Here is a 15746-nt window from a genome sequence, read left to right on the forward strand (position 1 = left end):
AGCGCTATTGGTGCATGGCAGCAATGCAAATTGTGCAATGCAGCATTAACGCGCGTCCAGTTTTCCGCCCAGATCGGAAAATGCCGTTAGGTCAAACGCTTGGCCGGACGAGCTAAAAGAACCAAGGAAAGGGGGAGGGGCATGGCGAGCTATTCGTCACGGGTCAGGTCGGATATCGCGCGATGGCAGCAGGCCGGCCTGATCGACGCGCCGACAGCCGAGGCTCTAACGCGCGACGTCGAGGCAAACGAACGCAAATCGCTGAGTTTCGGCTCGATCCTGGCGATGATGGCGGCGCTGCTGTTCGGCGCGGCTATCCTGATCTTCATCGCCGCCAACTGGGAAGTCATCCCGCGGCTGGTGCGGGTCGCGGCACTTTTTGCCGTTATCCTTGCCGGCTATGTCGGCGGCGCGATGTTGAAGATGCGCGACCATGCGGCGATCGGCGAAGCACTGTGGATCGTCGCGGCTGCGGCATTCGGCGGTTCGATCGCGCTGATCGGCCAGATGTATCATTTGTCGGGCGACGAGGCCTCGGCCTTGATCACCTGGGGCGCCGGCACGACGCTGGCGGCGGTGGCGCTGCGCTCAAACCCACTGACCGTCGCTGCCGTCGGCATCGCCGATGCCTGGCTGTTCCTGAGAGGGTTCGACTACTTCCGGCGCACGGAATTTCCGCATCTCTTCGTGGTCATGGCGCTAATACTGTTCGCCGTTTCGTTCTGGACGCGCAGCCAGGCGGCGCGCCACCTGATCATCCTGTCGGTCCTTTTCTACCTCGTGCTGTTGGCCATGGAATACGACACGCTGCAAGTCGCCATCCCGCTCGTTGCCGCGTCGGTGCTGCTTTTTACCGCTGCGATCTTTGCTGCCGGGCCGGTCGAGAGGGTTTTGCAACTCGGCGGCAGGTTGCCCTTGCACGCGCTGATCGGCTTTCTCACCGGCCTGGCGATGATCCAATTCGAACTGGCGGATGAAAGCAGCTACAATGGCGGCTTTGCCATTGCCTCGGCTGTTGCGCTGGCCGGCATCATCGCGGCGATCGTGCTGGGCGGCCGCGAGAGCCGGGGACTGCGCTGGGTTGCCTATGCGGGCTTCGCCTTCGAACTCGCCATCATCTATGTGGTGATGCTGCAATCAATGCTCGACACGGCAGGCTTCTTCCTTGCGGCGGCGGTGCTGCTCGCCGTTCTTGCTTTCATTATCATCCGCATAGAAAGGCGCATGAACGCCTCGAACATGACAGGAGCGGCGGCATGATGACCGGCAAAAGACTGATCATCTCGGCGCTGGTCCTGGCGCTCGTCCAGATCGGCTTTCTGAGCTGGATCATCGCCGGACGCGCGGCGATCCTGCGCGATGGCAAGCAGGTCCTGCTCAAGGTCGAGCCGATCGATCCGCGCGATCTCTTGCGCGGTGACTACATTCTGCTCGGCTACGACATTTCACGCATACCGGTGAAACTGATCGGCAACATTCCGGCCGGCAAGCTTTCCAGCGAGGAAACGTCGATCGTGGTCAGGCTGAAGCAGGGCGCCGATGGCTATTGGGGCCCGACCGCGGCCTGGTTCGGGCAAGCGCCGGCGCCGGCAGCATCCGATGAAGCCGATATCGTCGGACACGTCTCCGAGGGCTGGAATATCGGCCAGGGAGCAACGACGATCGCGCCGGATTACGGCATCGAGCGCTTCTATCTGCCGGAAGGCGAGGGGATGGCGATCCAGAACGATATGCGGGTGCGGCCGTTCGGCATCCGGGTGGCGATTGCGGCCAACGGCACGGCGCAGATCAAGGCGCTGGTGGATGGCGACAAGACACTGTTCGAGGAGCCGCTTTATTAGATCGCGCCACGGCCTTGGCAATGATCCTCCTTCGCCAAGGCTTCGGAGGAGCTTCGAGTGGCCTGCCACCCGAAGCTCGAAGAGCGAAGGGTGGTGCGGATGAAGGGACTCGAACCCCCACGCCTTTCGGCACTGGAACCTAAATCCAGGGCGTCTACCAATTCCGCCACATCCGCATTGCCCGGCCAATCCCATGTAGCCATCATTCTGTCAATGTCAGAGCCCACATCGGCATCATTGGCCGGAATGCAAAGATGGTTGAAAATCAGCGTCGCCTGTGACAAAAGGCGTGTCGAATGTGACGGGACGCGACGATCCGCTTCTGCAGAATGTGATAAGAAGTAGGAAAAACAAAGACTTATTCACATTTTGGAGCGTATTTCTGGAGGATTTGTGCCGCGTTGAGCGGACAGATCGCCAAGTCCCGCACCAAAAGCCATTCCCGGCAAGATCATACCGGCAGGCTGTAAACGGCAGGGGCCGTTTGACGGCCTCATTGGTGGAAACAAAGGTTTTATGATGCAGGTCACCGAAACGCTCAACTCCGGTCTCAAGCGCGAGATCAAGATCACCGTGCCGGCCGGTGACATGGAAGCCAAGCTGATGGCGCGGCTCTCCGATGCCAGGAACAAGGTCCGCATCAACGGCTTCCGCCCCGGCAAGGTGCCGGTGCAGCATCTGCGCAAGGTCTACGGCAAGTCGTTCATGGCCGAAGTGGTCAACGAGATCCTCAATGATTCGACCCGTTCGATCATCACCGGGCGCGGCGAAAAGGCCGCCATGCAGCCCGAAGTGATCATGACCGAGGACGAGAAGGAAGCCGAGAAGATCCTGGCAGGCGGTGCCGATTTCGAGTTCCGTCTGAACTATGAGGTTATTCCGCCGATCGAGATCAAGGATTTCTCCGACATCAAGGTGACGCGCCAGGTGTTCGACGTGCCGGATGAAGAGATCGACGAGCAGGTCAAGCGTGTCGCTGAATCCGCCCGCACTTACGAGCCGAAGACCGGCAAGGCCGCCGAGGGCGACCGTGTGACCATCGATTATGTCGGCAAGATCGACGGCGAAGCCTTCGGCGGCGGCGCCGGCACCGATCAGCCGCTGGTGCTCGGCTCGAAGGAATTCATCCCCGGCTTCGAGGACCAGCTGGTCGGCAGCAAGGCCGGCGACGAGAAGCAGGTCACGGTTACCTTCCCGGAAAACTACCAGGGGGCGCATCTGGCCGGCAAGGAAGCCACTTTTGACGTGACGGTCAAGGAAGTGTCGAAGCCCGGCGCGCTTGAGATCAACGACGAGATGGCCAAAAATCTCGGCCTTGAATCGCTGGAGCGCCTGCGCGAGGTGGTGCGCGGTCAGATCGAGAACCAGTTCGGCTCGATAACGCGCCAGAAAGTCAAGCGGCAGTTGCTCGACCAGCTCGACGCTGCCTACTCGTTCGAGGCGCCGTCCAAGCTAGTCGAGGCCGAGTTCAATAACATCTGGAACCAGGTCAATCGCGATCTCGAAGCTGCCGGGCGCACCTTTGCCGACGAAGAGACGACTGAAGAAGAAGCGCGTGCAGAATATATGCGGCTTGCCGAGCGCCGTGTGCGTCTCGGTCTGGTTCTCGCCGAAATCGGCGAGAAGGCCGGCGTCACGGTGACGGACGAGGAATTGCAGCGCGGCCTGTTCGAGCAGGTGCGTCGCTATCCGGCCAACCAGCAGCAGGAGGCCTTCGAATTCTATCGCAACAATCCCGAAGCGCTGAACACGTTGCGCGCGCCGATGTTCGAAGAGAAGGTGGTCGACCATCTGCTCGGCCAGATTTCGGTCACCGACGTCAAGGTCAGCAAGGAAGAGCTGCTGGCCGACGAGGAGGATACGGATACAACCAAGGCCAAGCCGGCGAAGAAGGCGGCTGCGAAAAAAGCGGACACCAAGAGGGCCGACGACGACGCTGAAGAGCCGAAGAAAAAGGCCGCGCCGAAGAAGAAGGCCGCCAAGGACGCTGAATAACGTCCCTGCTGAATTCCGAAAGGCCGCCTTCTCGAGGCGGCCTTTTTCGTTGTGGCACAGACGCAACGGATTTCACGCATCTGGCGGTCGAGGTAGCGATATGAAGCTTTGATGATTATCTGCGCTGGGTTGCTGACCGCAGCGGTTGTTGGAGGCATCGTTGAGACAGTTCTTCGGTATCGGAAGCGTGGCGGCGGCGTTCCTGCTTGCGTCGGTCTGTGGCATTGCCCAGGCTGATACGGTTCTCGACAACTGGCGGTTCGACAAGAGCAGCGATGGCCTTGTCACCGCCTCGCTTTATGCGACCAACAAGCTCATCACCGGCGGCGGCGCATTGAGCTACAGCCCGGTTTTGACGATCGCGTGCCGGACCGCCGGCGAACCGCGTTGGAGCGAATGGCTGCAGCTGAGCGACACCGTTTCCGCCAGCCGAACCATCGCCATGTCGGTGACTGTCGGCCAATCCGGCAAGCTCAACGAAAGCTGGTCGGTCGGCCCGCGCAGCAGGATGCTGGTCCGCGACGGTGCCGACGGCATCAGGCGACTGATTGCCGCGGACCGGCTGCTGCTGTCCTGGCGGTTCGGGCTGCTGTCGGGGCGCGGCAAAGCCGAGTTTGACCTCACCGGAGTTGAAGAGGCGATCGGCCGGATCGCCGCCAGCTGCAACACCAAATTGCCTTGAGCAGATTGTCCGCATTAAACCTTGGCACGGCCGAACTCTATCTGCCGGCCGGGTTCCGTGGTATGTAGGTGCCGCAACCCCGGGCAGTGGATATCCGTTCTGCCATTCAAGAGCGCATGCCAGCGGACTAAATGTCGGCCTGTGCAGGTCAGCCAGGGCAAATTGGCGATCAGGGAGGAAATGCCATGCGTGCCTTTGTGTTTTTTGTCATCATGTCCGTCGCCACCGTCATTGCCGGCCCCTCGCGGGCACAGGATGCCGCGGCGGGTGAGAAGGTCTTCGCCAAATGCAAGGTCTGCCATATCGCGGACAAGGATCAGAACAAGATCGGTCCGTCCTTGAATGGCGTCATCGGCCGAACGGCCGGCACGCATCCAGGGTTCAGCTATTCCAAGGCTATGACCGAGGCCGGCAAATCCGGCGTTAAATGGGACGAAGCCACGCTGACGACCTACCTTCACGATCCCAAGGCGATGGTCAAAGGAACGAAGATGGCATTCCCCGGCCTCAAGAAGGACGAGGACGTCGCCAATGTCATTGCTTATCTGAAGCAATTCTCCAAATAGCCCGGCTCTTCCGCCGGATCTTGGTATAGCAAACAGGTCGAGGCATAGCCTCGGCCGCAATCTGCCGGCAGTGTCGGTGGGGAGGGCGACTCGTTGCAAAAAAGACATTGGCCGGCTAGGCTGCCATTCCCATCGGTGGTCGTCTGAATGTCGACTGAAGAAAGCCGTCTCAAGGATACCGGCATCCGCCTCTCGGAGGCGACGGCGGGTGATTTCTTTGCGCTTTTGAAACCACGCGTCATGGCGCTCGCCGTGTTTACTGCCTTCGTCGGCCTGATGATGGCGCCCGGCGTGATGAATCCAGTTATCGCCTTAATTGCCATCGGCGCAATCGCGGTTGGAGCGGGAGCCGCCGGCGCGCTCAATATGTGGTACGACGCAGACATAGACGCCTTGATGTCTCGCACGTCCAAGCGACCAATTCCGTCCGGTCGCGTCACGCCTGGCGAAGCTCTCAGCTTCGGTCTGGTGCTTTCCGCACTGTCGGTCATGACGCTCGGCGTGCTGGTGGGGTGGCTCGCCGCATCGTTGTTGGCGTTCACCATCTTTTTCTATGTCGTTATCTACACGATGTGGCTGAAGCGCTCGACGCCACAGAATATCGTCATAGGCGGCGCGGCAGGCGCCCTTCCTCCGGTGATCGGGTGGGTTGCTGCAACCGGCGCAATCGGCATTGAAAGTCTCATCCTGTTTCTGATCATTTTCCTCTGGACGCCGCCTCATTTCTGGGCGCTGGCCCTTTTCAAGGTCGGTGACTATGCCGCGGCTGGGGTCCCGATGATGCCGAATGTGGCCGGCCAGCACTCGACCAGAAAACAAATCTTCGCCTATTCACTGCTCTTGGCGCCAATCGGCGTGCTCCCTTGGGGTTTCGGCTTCGCGAGCGGATATTACGGCACTGCTTCAGCCGCGTTGGGTGCAGGTTTCATTTGGCAGGCCTGGAAGGTTCTCGTCGCCGACAAGGAGATGAAGCCGGCAAAGGCGCTGTTTGCGTATTCGATTGTCTATCTTTTCGCAATATTTGCAGCGTTGCTTGCCGACACCATTGTAATGCGAGTGATCGCTTCAGCCGACTATTGACCCCGGCTCAAAATATCACATTGGCAGAGCACAAAATCCCAGCAACAGCAGAATAACGACGCCAAGGCCGAGTATGAGAACTGTCCTTCCGTCCATGACCTTCACCTTCGACTAGAAGAGCATATCGGAGAACGGCGTCCGTAGCTAGTCAGGCTACCCGGGACCTCTTACTCCCGGGCCTTCCTACAAAGCGCGACAAGTCCCCCGCATGAGAGTATATTGATCATGGTGCAGGTCGCGGTTTGCGTGGGCCAATCATGCGGAACGGCAGCACCGTAAAACGCGACCTTACCGGACCTGGTCTGGAGGAATGGTCATGGCAAGCTTTCACGTAATAGCAGGCGCCGGCGAGACGCTGGAACACACCAGAATTCGAAAAATCGGTGTCTCCGATCTTTTTGATGCGCTCAGGCGTGGCGTCGATGATTTCATGGTCAAGCCGTCGCACATCGTTTTTCTCTGCCTGATCTATCCGATTGCGGGTGTCGTGCTTGCTGTCTGGACATCAGGTAACAACACGCTGCCATTGCTGTTTCCGCTTGTGTCCGGCTTTGCACTGATTGGTCCGTTCGCGGCGATCGGCCTCTATGAGATCAGCCGGCGACGGGAAGCCGGGCTCGACGCCTCGTGGAGGCACGCCTTTGAGGTCAGGAGTTCTCCAGCACTGCCGGCTATTGCAGCGGTCGGCGTCATGCTGCTTGCGATCTTCATCGCCTGGCTTTTGACGGCCCAGATATTCTACCAGACCCTGTTCGGCCCGGCGCCGCCGCAATCGCTGTCCAGTTTCATCAGTGAAATATTTGCCACGGGACGCGGCTGGACGCTCATCATCCTGGGTCACGCCATCGGCTTCGTGTTCGCCGCGGTTGTGTTGTGCACCACGGTCGTCGCATTCCCGTTGTTGCTCGACCGCGATGTCGGCGCCTACGAAGCCATCCACACCTCGGTGCGCGTTGTCCTGGCCAACCCGATCGTGATGGCCGTGTGGGGCCTTATCGTCGCCGTCGCCCTGATCGTCGGCTCGCTGCCAGTGTTCGCCGGGTTGGCAGTCGTGCTGCCGATCCTTGGTCATGCGACCTGGCATGTCTATCGGAAAGTTGTGGAATCGCCGCCGGCCTCCAGACCGTGAGCTGAAAAAACCAGCCCTGCGCGCACCGGTGAAAGTGCCGGTGCGGGCAGGTGGGGCAGAGCTTTCAATAGGCCGGGTGGCTGAAACGGGCCTGGCGCGCGTCCTTTGTCAGGTCGCGAAAATCTCTGCCGCTCACATGCACCAGCGTCCTATGATCACCGCCCTCGAAATAGATTTCGGGAGCGTCGCCGAGGCTTTCATCGAGGACCACTGGCACATCATAGGCAGCGCCGATCGGTGGCACAGCGCCGACATCGCAATCGCCGAACAACGAGACCACCTCGTCTTCGGAGGCAAGTCCAAGAGGCTTCTCCATGACATCCTGCAATGTCGCGAGTTCTATCCTGTGCGTGCTTGGAACCACGGCGAGCGCGTAGCCACGGTCGTGGTGAACGACCACCGATTTGGCCATTATGCTGCCAGGCACATGTGCCGCAATGGCGGATTGTCTGCTTGTCGCCGTGCGGTGATGCTCGACGGTGTCGTAGGAAATTCCTTTCCTATCGATGAAGTCCTTCAGTCTGGTTGCGATGGTCATCTTGGGCGCCCCTTGCTGGTGTTCGCGACGCATGTGGAAACGCCGGCATCGCCTGTCGTTTCCGATACCAACAGAAATGGACCAGCCGTGGATTGTTTCAAGGCGAAGGCTCCAGGACCGGACGGCCCGGATCCGGATTGCATGTCAGGGCCCGGCCCCGAAAAACGCCATTCGGGTGAGAAGCGTGTAGTCCGCTTCGAAGACCATCATCGTCACGAACACCAGAACCAGCACCGGCGGCAGAATAATTGCATATGCCAGTGCCAGCCGTTCCCAGGCCATGTGCATGAAGATGGCGACGATCAGTCCTGCCTTGAGGATCATGAAGATCAGGATCAGCGACCATCTGAGATAGCCGTGGAGACCGAAATAGTCGACCAGATAGGAGCAGGTGCTGAGGATGAACAACCACGCCCAGACCACCAGATAGAGCTTGATCGGGTGCTCCTGATGAACCTCCGCCGGGGTAACGCCGGTCGTCGTCGCATCATGGGTACGGGCGCTGTCCAGTGCGTGTTGTCCCAGGCCGTTTGCGGTTGCTTCAGCCATGTCCTGCCTCTCACCAAAGATAGAAAAATGCGAAAATGAACACCCAGACCAGGTCGACGAAATGCCAGTAAAGCCCCATGATTTCGACGTTCTCGTAGCGGCCCCTTCGGCTGGTGAAGAAGCCGGGCCGTCCGACATCGTAATCCCCGCGCCAGACCTTTCGCGCCACGATGATCAGGAAGATCACCCCGATCGTCACGTGCGTGCCGTGGAAGCCGGTGATCATGAAAAAGGATGCGCCGAACTGGGCAGCGCCCCAGGGATTGCCCCAAGGCCGCACGCCCTCGGTGATCAGCTTGGTCCATTCGAAGGCCTGCATGCCGACAAAGGTCGCGCCGAGTGCTGCGGTCAAGAGCATCAGCACTGCCGTTTTGCGGCGGTCGCGGCGGTAGCCGAAATTGACCGCCATGGCCATCGTTCCGCTGCTCGAGATCAGCACGAAGGTCATGATGGCGATAAGGATCAGTGGAATGTCGGAGCCACCGATGCGCAGGGCGAAGACCTCGCTCGGATTGGGCCACGGCACACGTGTTGAGATACGCGCGGTCATGTAGGAGAGCAGGAAGCAGCCGAAGATGAACGTGTCGCTGAGCAGGAAGATCCACATCATGGCCTTGCCCCAGGACACGTTTTTGAACGCCCGCTGATCCGAGGACCAGTCGGCGGCGATGCCTTGCCAGCCTGCGGGCCGCGGCTCTGTTCGGCCGATGTGGGCCAGTGTCGTCTCTGCCATCCGCCCGTTCCTCCTAGGTCAGCAACCCTCGGCAAATGTCGATTAAAGTCGAAGCCCAGCCGGCCAGAAGCGCAAAGATGGCGAGCCAGACGAAAAGCAGGAAATGCCAGTACATGGCGCACAGCTCGACACTGAGGCGAAGCCGCTGCGGCTGCGCTCCGTTCCAGGCGCCGACGCTCGTTCTGCCCAGCCCGACCAGTCCTCCCAGTATATGCAGGCCATGCATTCCCGTTAGCAGGTAGAAGAAGCTGTTGGCCGGATTGGATGCCAGAAAATAGCCATCCGCACTCAGTTCCCGCCATGCCACAAGCTGTCCAATCAGGAAGACGAGCGCCGTGAGTCCAGCGGTGGCGAGGCCGAGCCTGACCATGTCCACTTGACCCTTGCGCGCCGCGAGCGAAGCGCACTGTATCGCGATGCTGCTCAAGACCAGTACGCCGGTGTTAAGCCAGAGCAGGGGCGGGATGGGCAGCGGCCGCCAATCCGACAGCGCCATGCGCATGAAGTAAGCACTGGTGAACAGCGCGAACAGGCAGCCGACGACGGCAAGGAAGACGCCGAGACCGATCTTTGCGGTCGGCAGCGCCGATCGGTCCAGAGCGACAAAATCCCCGGTCATACCTTGCTCGAGCCACGGCTTCGTCATTAGCCGCTGATGGGAAAGCCACCACCCGGCAATACCGGCGATCACGAGCAGGAAGACCAGGATTACGCTCATGCCGGCTCCCTGGAGGGCGCGAAGGAGCCCGGAACGTTTTGCGGTATGAAGTCCTCCTTGGCTCCCGGTACGCTGTAGTCATAGGCCCAGCGATAGACGATCGGCAGATCCTTGCCGAAATTGCCGTGGGCGGGCGGTGTTTCGGGCGTCTGCCACTCGAGCGTCGTTGCCCGCCACGGATTGCCGCCAGCCTCACGGCCATGGCGGATGCTCCAGATGAGATTGAACAGAAACACAATCTGAGCAAAACCGACTATAAAAGCCATGATGCTGATAAACGAGTTCAGGTGGTGGGCCGATTCCGTCATGATCGTCATGTCGGTCAATTCGTTGTACCGCCGCGGCACGCCCATCAAGCCGAGATAGTGCATGGGAAAGAAGATCAGATAGGCGCCGAGGAAGGTGACCCAGAAATGGAACCGGCCCAGTGTCTCGTTCAGCATCCGGCCGGTGACCTTCGGATACCAGTGATAGATCGCGCCGAAGATTACGATGATCGGGGCAACCCCCATGACCATATGGAAATGGGCGACGACGAACATCGTGTCCGACAGCGGAACGTCGACGACGACATTGCCAAGAAATAGCCCAGTCAACCCGCCATTGACGAAGGTGACGATGAAGGCCAAGGCAAAAAGCATCGGTATGGTGAGGTGGATGTCGCCGCGCCACAGCGTCAGCACCCAATTGTAGACCTTGATGGCTGTTGGGACAGCGATGATCAATGTCGTTGTGGCGAAGAAAAAGCCGAAATAGGGATGCATGCCACTGACATACATGTGGTGCGCCCAGACCACGAAGCTCAGCGCGCCGATGCCGACGATGGCCCAGACCATCATGCGGTAGCCGAAGATGTTCTTGCGCGCATGGGTGCTGATCAGGTCGGATACGATGCCGAAGGCCGGAAGCGCCACGATGTAGACTTCCGGATGGCCGAAGAACCAGAACAGATGCTGGAACAGGATCGGGCTGCCGCCGCCGTGCTGCAACTGTTCGCCCATCTCGACAATCGCCGGCATGAAGAAGCTGGTGCCGAGCGCCCGGTCGAGCAGCATCATCACGCAAGCAACGAACAGCGCCGGGAAGGCGAGCAGCGCCATGACGGTGGCGGTGAAAATACCCCAGACAGTAAGCGGAAGGCGCATCAGCGTCATGCCGCGCGTGCGCCCCTGCAGCACCGTCACGACATAGTTCAAGCCGCCCATGGTAAAGCCGACGATGAACAGGATCAGCGAGACAAGCATCAGGATGATGCCCCAGTCCTGGCCGCCTGGCGTACCGGTCATGATCGCCTGCGGCGGATAGAGCGTCCAGCCGGCACCCGTCGGTCCGCCGGGCGCAAAGAAGCTCGACACCAGGACCAGCACGGCGAGCAGATAGATCCAGTAGCTCAGCATGTTGACATAGGGAAAGACCATGTCGCGAGCACCAACCATCAACGGGATCAGATAGTTGCCGAAGCCGCCCAGGAAGAGTGCCGTGAGCAGGTAGATCACCATGATCATGCCGTGCATGGTGATGAACTGGTAGTAGGCTTCCGGGGTGATGAAGTCGAATGTGCCGGGGAAGCCGAGTTGCAGCCGCATCAGCCAGGATAGCACCAGCGCGACCATGCCGATCGCTGTCGCCGTCGCCGAATACTGGATGGCGATGACCTTGGCGTCCTGCGAGAAAACGTATTTCGTCCACCAGCTGTGCGGATGGTAGAGTTCCATTTCCGCGACTTCGGCCGGCGGTACCGCATCTGCAGGTGTGATATCGACCATAGGAACACCTCCGTGCCCTTCTCGGCCAGCCCGACAGTTCGGACTTGCCGCATTAACTTCAATCCCGACGGCGGGCCGTCGTTCCGGTTTCCTACTCTGCCGAGCCCATCTGCTGGGGCGCGGACAGCTGCGCAAAAGTCTGCTGCTGGCCAAGCCACGCCAGATAGTCTTCCTGAGTATCGACCATGACCACGCCATGCATCATCGGATGTCCCTGGCCGCAGAGTTCGGCACACAGGACCTGGAAGGTTCCGGTCTTGGTCGGAGTGAACCAGAAATAGGTGACCGAGCCCGGGATCATGTCCATCTTGGCGCGGAATTCCGGCACGTAGAAATCGTGCAGCACATCGATCGAGCGGAGCAGCATCTTGACCGGTTTGCCTACCGGGAGGTGCAGGTCGGCCGCTTCCACTACGACATCGTCCTGACCGTTGGCATCGGTGGCGATGACGCCGAGTGGATTTTCAGCGTTGACGTCGCGAGTGTCGGATGTGCCGAGCTTGCCGTCCTTGCCGGGGAGGCGGAAACTCCATTGCCACTGCTGGCCGACGACTTCGACCTCGGTTGCGTCGCTTGGAACGGTAACGAACCGGCTCCAGACGAACAGGCCTGGAACGAGCAAAGCGGTGACACCGACCGCGGTGACGACCGTCAGCCAGGATTCGAGCCGCCTGTTCTCAGGTTCGTATGCCGCCTGATTGCCTTCCCGATGACGGAAGCGGAAGACGCAATAGGCCATGAAAAGAACCACGGCGGCGAAGACGACACCGGTGATCCAGAAAGTTATGATGATGGTGTTGTCGATATAGTCCCAGTTCGAGGCAATCGGCGTCCACCACCATGGGCTCAGGAAGTGGAACAACACCGAGCCCACGACTATCAGAACGAGTACAAGCGCAACGGCCATGTCCCGGTTCCTCCCGGTATTCCAAGCGGCGCAAGCCGTCCCGGGAAATACCAAGTGCATCATAACTTGATTTGCGATGAAAATTCTAGAGCCGGCTGTGGGAAGGGCAAAAATACCATTTCGCCGCGCTGGCGGTCCTTCGGTTCGGCGGTGATCAGCGGCAGGCCCTCATCTATTTCCAGCTCACCCGCCCGATGCGGCCACGCGGCAAACATCGTCAGCGTGGAGTAGCCGGCAATGGCGGGCACGCCGAATGCGCCTAGCAGAACCACCGGAACGGCGATCGTCGGGGATCCCTCCACCTGCTCGACCGACAGCTCGACGAAGAGAGTGGAGCCACTTTATTGGCCGGCAGATGTCACCCGCCAAACTGTGTTGCCGACGTCGTCGGCGATGAGCAGGGCCCCGGTTTTGTCGACAGCCAGGCCGACCGGCCGGCCGCGCGCCTTGTTGTCCTTGTCCAGGAAGTCAGTCACCACGTCGGTAGCGACGCCGCTCGGACGGCCGCCGCTGAATGGTACGAACACTACCTTGTAGCCATTGAAGCGCGTGCGGTTCCAGCTGCCATGCTCGCCAACGAAGGCGCCGCCGCGATATGCCTCGGGAAGGCTGGTTGCCGTATAGAAGGCCAGTCCCAGAGGGGCGACGTGGGAACTCAGTGCATAATCCGGAACGATCGCTTTTGCGACCAGGTCCGGACGTTGCGGCATGACGCGGGGATCGAGATGCTGGCCGTAATAGCTGTATGGCCATCCGTAGAAGCCGCCATCCTTTACCGAGGTCAGATAATCCGGCACGAGATTGGGGCCGAGCTCGTCGCGCTCATTGATCACTGCCCAGAGCGCCCCGGTCTGCGGCTCCCAGCTCAGGCCGTTTGGATTGCGCAAACCGCTGGCGAAAATGCGCGACCGGCCGGTGGCCCTGTCTACCTGCCAGATGGCGGCGCGGTTCTTCTCCGCCTCGATGCCGTTTTCGGCGACGTTGCTGTTCGAGCCGATGCCGACATAGAGCAGCGAGCCGTCGGGGCTTGCCACCAGGCTCTTCGTCCAATGGTGGTCGATCGGGCCGCCGGGCAGGGCGGTTAGCGGCGTCCCGGGCGCGGTGATCTTTGTGTCACCGGTGTTGTAGGGATAGCGGACGATGGAGTCGGTATTGGCGACGTAGAGATCGCTTCCCACCAGCGCCACGCCAAAGGGGGAGCTCAGGTGGTCGAGGAATACGCTGGTCAGCTCCGGCTTGCCATCGCCATCGGCGTCGCGCAGCAGCGTAATGCGGTTGCTTGGGCCGCTGTCGCCGCCCGAGGTGACCCAGGATTCGATCCAGCCCATCACCAAATCCTTGGGCCGTTTGATCGGTTCGCCACCCGGCGCCTTGGACTCGACCACCAGCACGTCGCCATTGGGCAGCACATAAAGCGACCGCGGATGCTGCAAGCCGTGGGCAAAAACCTGGATCTGCAGCCCCTGCGCGACTGTCGGCTTCTCGTCGCTCTTCCATCCGACCACGGAAGCGAGATGCATGGCCGGGAAGAAATATTGGATCGGGTCCGGCAGTTTTGGATTCGGCCCTATCTGACTGCTGGGGTCCGGGTCGTTGCCGCTGCACGCTGCAAGAGTGATCGCCGCAGTGCAAACGAGGACGGACACCGCGATGCGCCTGGCATGACCGATGGAGCTTGCTATGCGCATCAATCCGCCACTCCGACGTGATGCCTGTACACCATGGACCAGCCCAGCCAACCAGTGAAGATGAGGACGAGCACGACAACCGCCGAGAGGATCAAGCCTGTAGGAACGATGGAGGTCCATGCATCGCGGGTGTGCACGAGCATGTTGATGATGGATAACGCCAGCGCCAGAAGATTGCCGAGCACGTGCGGCCAGGCGGGGGGCTGTGCCCTTATCAGCGGATTGGCCAGGAAATCGATCAGCCCCGCGATCGCTGCTAGGCAGCCCATGATCACGCCGACGGTAACCAGCCAAGCGGAGAAGTCAGCCCACATCATCTCCGCTGTTCGCCAATAGGCTAGATCCGTCAGCAGGGTGCCGACGAAGCAGGCGATCGGAAATGGCACGAGCATCGGATGAATAGGATGTCCCGCAATCCTGGCCGTCGAACGCGGATTGCCACCGACCATAATGCGCCATCCTTCCTATTCTCGTCCAAACAAACGCCGCGTACCCGGCCTCCGGCGGCTGTTGCCGAGAGACCGGCAGACGACCGATAGATCCGTCAGGCCCAAAAAAGGGCGCTGGCTGGCTGCGCCTGTTAGGCGGCGGACTGGGTCGGCGGGTTCTGATACATCATCCAGAGCTCGATCGCCGCCAGCACGGCGACCAGAATGCCGATCACGACATGCACGGTCATCGCCGTGGTCGCCTGGAATCCAAGCACCCAGGGCGATGCGAGAACCCACAGTCCGACGACCAGGTTCACCCACTCTTCCCACACGGCAAATGCTGCGAGGGCGGCAACCGAAAGCACGACAATCAAGATTCCGCTGCCGAGGGCGTTCTGCGTCTGCGGGCCTGCCGCAAAGGTGAAGATCCAGGGGGAGAAGAACAGAATTGCCCCAAGGATCAGGTTGGCTACGTCACAGAGCCTGGCGTTTGTCCACTGGTTCATGGCATCCTCCATAAGGAGCGTTTATGGCTCCTGAGTTCGGCAAGGTGGTGCCTGAGTTCGGCGAGATGCGCCCGAAGCCGCTCACTCCGTGTCACGGTAGTGCCCTGCCCGGCTGGAATTCCGCATCTGGCGGTACTCCAGCCAAATCCAGCTATCTAACTGAATTCCGGGCTTTATGTTCCATTCGGCACCGGCACGCCTGGATCAATTGGTGGTGATCGAGCGATCCAAAGCTGCCTGTCAGGGGCGGCGGGGCGGCGGCGCGTAGCTCATTCTGTCTTTTTATCGAGCCGGTGAAACATTTCTCGTGGATCGCAGTTCTTGGATGCAGAGGAGTTGAATAAGGGAAACCTGATTGCACGGGAGGAGCACGGACGGCACAACTATAAATACACTCTGCATAGAATACTTCGCAACGAGAAGCTCTCGCTTGTCTTGGTTGCCGCCGAAGCTTGTTTGAAAGACGGCGGTCGCCGCCGAAAAGATTTTCTAAATGAAAATAGCCCAGATCGCGCCGCTAACCGAATCCGTGCCGCCCCGAACCTACGGTGGAACCGAGCGAATTGTTTCGTATCTGACCGAAGAACTTGTCCGACAGGGCCACGAGGTGACGCTGT

17 protein-coding genes, 1 tRNA gene and 1 pseudogene are annotated in these 15746 nt (G+C 60.1%); 8 read left to right on the forward strand and 11 right to left on the reverse strand.

Translation table 11 applies throughout. The features are described 5' to 3' along the window. Window positions 1–141 precede the first annotated feature (141 nt). Window positions 142–1260 (forward strand): DUF2157 domain-containing protein, encoded by a 1119-nt coding sequence (locus tag NKJ81_RS04405; protein ID WP_352539749.1) that lies wholly within the window; start codon window positions 142–144, stop codon window positions 1258–1260. Next, window positions 1257–1841 (forward strand): GDYXXLXY domain-containing protein, encoded by a 585-nt coding sequence (locus NKJ81_RS04410; protein ID WP_352539750.1) that lies wholly within the window; start codon window positions 1257–1259, stop codon window positions 1839–1841. Before NKJ81_RS04405 ends, NKJ81_RS04410 begins: the two co-directional genes overlap by 4 nt. A gap of 91 nt (window positions 1842–1932) precedes the next feature. On the opposite strand, the gene NKJ81_RS04415 is transcribed toward NKJ81_RS04410, so the two are convergent. Next, a tRNA-Leu gene (locus tag NKJ81_RS04415) sits at window positions 1933–2017 on the reverse strand. Between the two features lie 343 nt (window positions 2018–2360). Between NKJ81_RS04415 and tig the strand changes: the two genes are divergently transcribed. From tig to NKJ81_RS04440, 5 genes are all read left to right on the forward strand, one after another. Next, window positions 2361–3836 carry a trigger factor gene (tig, locus tag NKJ81_RS04420; RefSeq protein ID WP_352539768.1) on the forward strand — a complete coding sequence of 492 codons (1476 nt, stop codon included), beginning with the start codon at window positions 2361–2363 and terminating at the stop codon, window positions 3834–3836. Window positions 3837–3996: 160 nt separating this feature from the next. Continuing rightward, window positions 3997–4518: a hypothetical protein gene (locus tag NKJ81_RS04425; RefSeq protein ID WP_352470439.1), complete on the forward strand. Its 522-nt coding sequence runs from the start codon at window positions 3997–3999 to the stop codon at window positions 4516–4518. Window positions 4519–4730: 212 nt separating this feature from the next. Then, window positions 4731–5084, forward strand: a complete 354-nt coding sequence (locus tag NKJ81_RS04430) for a c-type cytochrome (RefSeq protein WP_502899547.1) — start codon at window positions 4731–4733, stop codon at window positions 5082–5084. Between the two features lie 147 nt (window positions 5085–5231). Next, entirely contained in the window at window positions 5232–6164 is a 933-nt protein-coding gene (locus NKJ81_RS04435; protein WP_352470441.1) for a heme o synthase, read from the forward strand. Between the two features lie 316 nt (window positions 6165–6480). Continuing rightward, a complete protein-coding gene (locus NKJ81_RS04440) occupies window positions 6481–7293 on the forward strand; it encodes a DUF2189 domain-containing protein (protein WP_352539752.1) in 813 nt (270 codons plus the stop codon). A gap of 64 nt (window positions 7294–7357) precedes the next feature. On the opposite strand, the gene NKJ81_RS04445 is transcribed toward NKJ81_RS04440, so the two are convergent. From NKJ81_RS04445 to NKJ81_RS04490, 10 genes are all read right to left on the reverse strand, one after another. Further along, the gene (locus NKJ81_RS04445) at window positions 7358–7831 is read right to left on the reverse strand and encodes an aminoacyl-tRNA deacylase (RefSeq protein ID WP_352470443.1); all 474 of its coding nucleotides are present in this window, start codon (window positions 7829–7831) and stop codon (window positions 7358–7360) included. Window positions 7832–7975: 144 nt separating this feature from the next. Then, window positions 7976–8380, reverse strand: coding sequence for a cytochrome C oxidase subunit IV family protein (locus NKJ81_RS04450; RefSeq protein ID WP_352470444.1), 405 nt, complete (start codon window positions 8378–8380; stop codon window positions 7976–7978). A 10-nt stretch (window positions 8381–8390) separates the two neighbouring features. Further along, window positions 8391–9113: a heme-copper oxidase subunit III family protein gene (locus NKJ81_RS04455; protein ID WP_023678903.1), complete on the reverse strand. Its 723-nt coding sequence runs from the start codon at window positions 9111–9113 to the stop codon at window positions 8391–8393. Window positions 9114–9126: 13 nt separating this feature from the next. After that, a complete protein-coding gene (locus NKJ81_RS04460; protein WP_352539753.1) occupies window positions 9127–9831 on the reverse strand; it encodes a cytochrome c oxidase subunit 3 in 705 nt (234 codons plus the stop codon). Beyond that, window positions 9828–11597, reverse strand: a complete 1770-nt coding sequence (gene ctaD / locus NKJ81_RS04465; protein WP_352470447.1) for a cytochrome c oxidase subunit I — start codon at window positions 11595–11597, stop codon at window positions 9828–9830. Before ctaD ends, NKJ81_RS04460 begins: the two co-directional genes overlap by 4 nt. Window positions 11598–11688: 91 nt before the next feature. Continuing rightward, window positions 11689–12504, reverse strand: coding sequence for a cytochrome c oxidase subunit II (coxB, locus tag NKJ81_RS04470; protein WP_352500857.1), 816 nt, complete (start codon window positions 12502–12504; stop codon window positions 11689–11691). A 59-nt stretch (window positions 12505–12563) separates the two neighbouring features. Continuing rightward, entirely contained in the window at window positions 12564–12752 is a 189-nt protein-coding gene (locus tag NKJ81_RS04475) for a hypothetical protein (protein WP_352539754.1), read from the reverse strand. 93 nt (window positions 12753–12845) lie between these two features. Continuing rightward, window positions 12846–14192 carry a PQQ-dependent sugar dehydrogenase gene (locus NKJ81_RS04480; RefSeq protein WP_352539755.1) on the reverse strand — a complete coding sequence of 449 codons (1347 nt, stop codon included), beginning with the start codon at window positions 14190–14192 and terminating at the stop codon, window positions 12846–12848. Continuing rightward, the gene (locus tag NKJ81_RS04485; protein ID WP_352539756.1) at window positions 14192–14641 is read right to left on the reverse strand and encodes a DUF2231 domain-containing protein; all 450 of its coding nucleotides are present in this window, start codon (window positions 14639–14641) and stop codon (window positions 14192–14194) included. Before NKJ81_RS04485 ends, NKJ81_RS04480 begins: the two co-directional genes overlap by 1 nt. A 131-nt stretch (window positions 14642–14772) precedes the next feature. Next, entirely contained in the window at window positions 14773–15129 is a 357-nt protein-coding gene (locus NKJ81_RS04490; protein ID WP_352451366.1) for an SPW repeat protein, read from the reverse strand. Between the two features lie 493 nt (window positions 15130–15622). Here NKJ81_RS04490 and NKJ81_RS04495 point away from each other — a divergent pair. Then, window positions 15623–15746, forward strand: a pseudogene (locus NKJ81_RS04495) (glycosyltransferase family 4 protein); the annotation flags it as partial.

This window comes from Mesorhizobium sp. M0018 (assembly GCF_040323955.1).
Classification (GTDB): domain Bacteria; phylum Pseudomonadota; class Alphaproteobacteria; order Rhizobiales; family Rhizobiaceae; genus Mesorhizobium.

What these genes read in the sequence shown, in the direction of transcription:
- NKJ81_RS04405 (WP_352539749.1), top strand. Translation starts at nt 142, where the DNA reads ATGGCGAGCTATTCGTCACGGGTCAGGTCGGATATCGCGCGATGGCAG.
- NKJ81_RS04410 (WP_352539750.1), top strand. Translation starts at nt 1,257, where the DNA reads ATGATGACCGGCAAAAGACTGATCATCTCGGCGCTGGTCCTGGCGCTC.
- tig (WP_352539768.1), top strand. Translation starts at nt 2,361, where the DNA reads ATGCAGGTCACCGAAACGCTCAACTCCGGTCTCAAGCGCGAGATCAAG.
- NKJ81_RS04430 (WP_502899547.1), top strand. Translation starts at nt 4,731, where the DNA reads ATGTCCGTCGCCACCGTCATTGCCGGCCCCTCGCGGGCACAGGATGCC.
- NKJ81_RS04435 (WP_352470441.1), top strand. Translation starts at nt 5,232, where the DNA reads ATGTCGACTGAAGAAAGCCGTCTCAAGGATACCGGCATCCGCCTCTCG.
- NKJ81_RS04440 (WP_352539752.1), top strand. Translation starts at nt 6,481, where the DNA reads ATGGCAAGCTTTCACGTAATAGCAGGCGCCGGCGAGACGCTGGAACAC.
- NKJ81_RS04445 (WP_352470443.1), bottom strand. Translation starts at nt 7,831, where the DNA reads ATGACCATCGCAACCAGACTGAAGGACTTCATCGATAGGAAAGGAATT.
- NKJ81_RS04450 (WP_352470444.1), bottom strand. Translation starts at nt 8,380, where the DNA reads ATGGCTGAAGCAACCGCAAACGGCCTGGGACAACACGCACTGGACAGC.
- NKJ81_RS04455 (WP_023678903.1), bottom strand. Translation starts at nt 9,113, where the DNA reads ATGGCAGAGACGACACTGGCCCACATCGGCCGAACAGAGCCGCGGCCC.
- NKJ81_RS04460 (WP_352539753.1), bottom strand. Translation starts at nt 9,831, where the DNA reads ATGAGCGTAATCCTGGTCTTCCTGCTCGTGATCGCCGGTATTGCCGGG.
- ctaD (WP_352470447.1), bottom strand. Translation starts at nt 11,597, where the DNA reads ATGGTCGATATCACACCTGCAGATGCGGTACCGCCGGCCGAAGTCGCG.
- coxB (WP_352500857.1), bottom strand. Translation starts at nt 12,504, where the DNA reads ATGGCCGTTGCGCTTGTACTCGTTCTGATAGTCGTGGGCTCGGTGTTG.
- NKJ81_RS04480 (WP_352539755.1), bottom strand. Translation starts at nt 14,192, where the DNA reads ATGCGCATAGCAAGCTCCATCGGTCATGCCAGGCGCATCGCGGTGTCC.
- NKJ81_RS04485 (WP_352539756.1), bottom strand. Translation starts at nt 14,641, where the DNA reads ATGGTCGGTGGCAATCCGCGTTCGACGGCCAGGATTGCGGGACATCCT.
- NKJ81_RS04490 (WP_352451366.1), bottom strand. Translation starts at nt 15,129, where the DNA reads ATGAACCAGTGGACAAACGCCAGGCTCTGTGACGTAGCCAACCTGATC.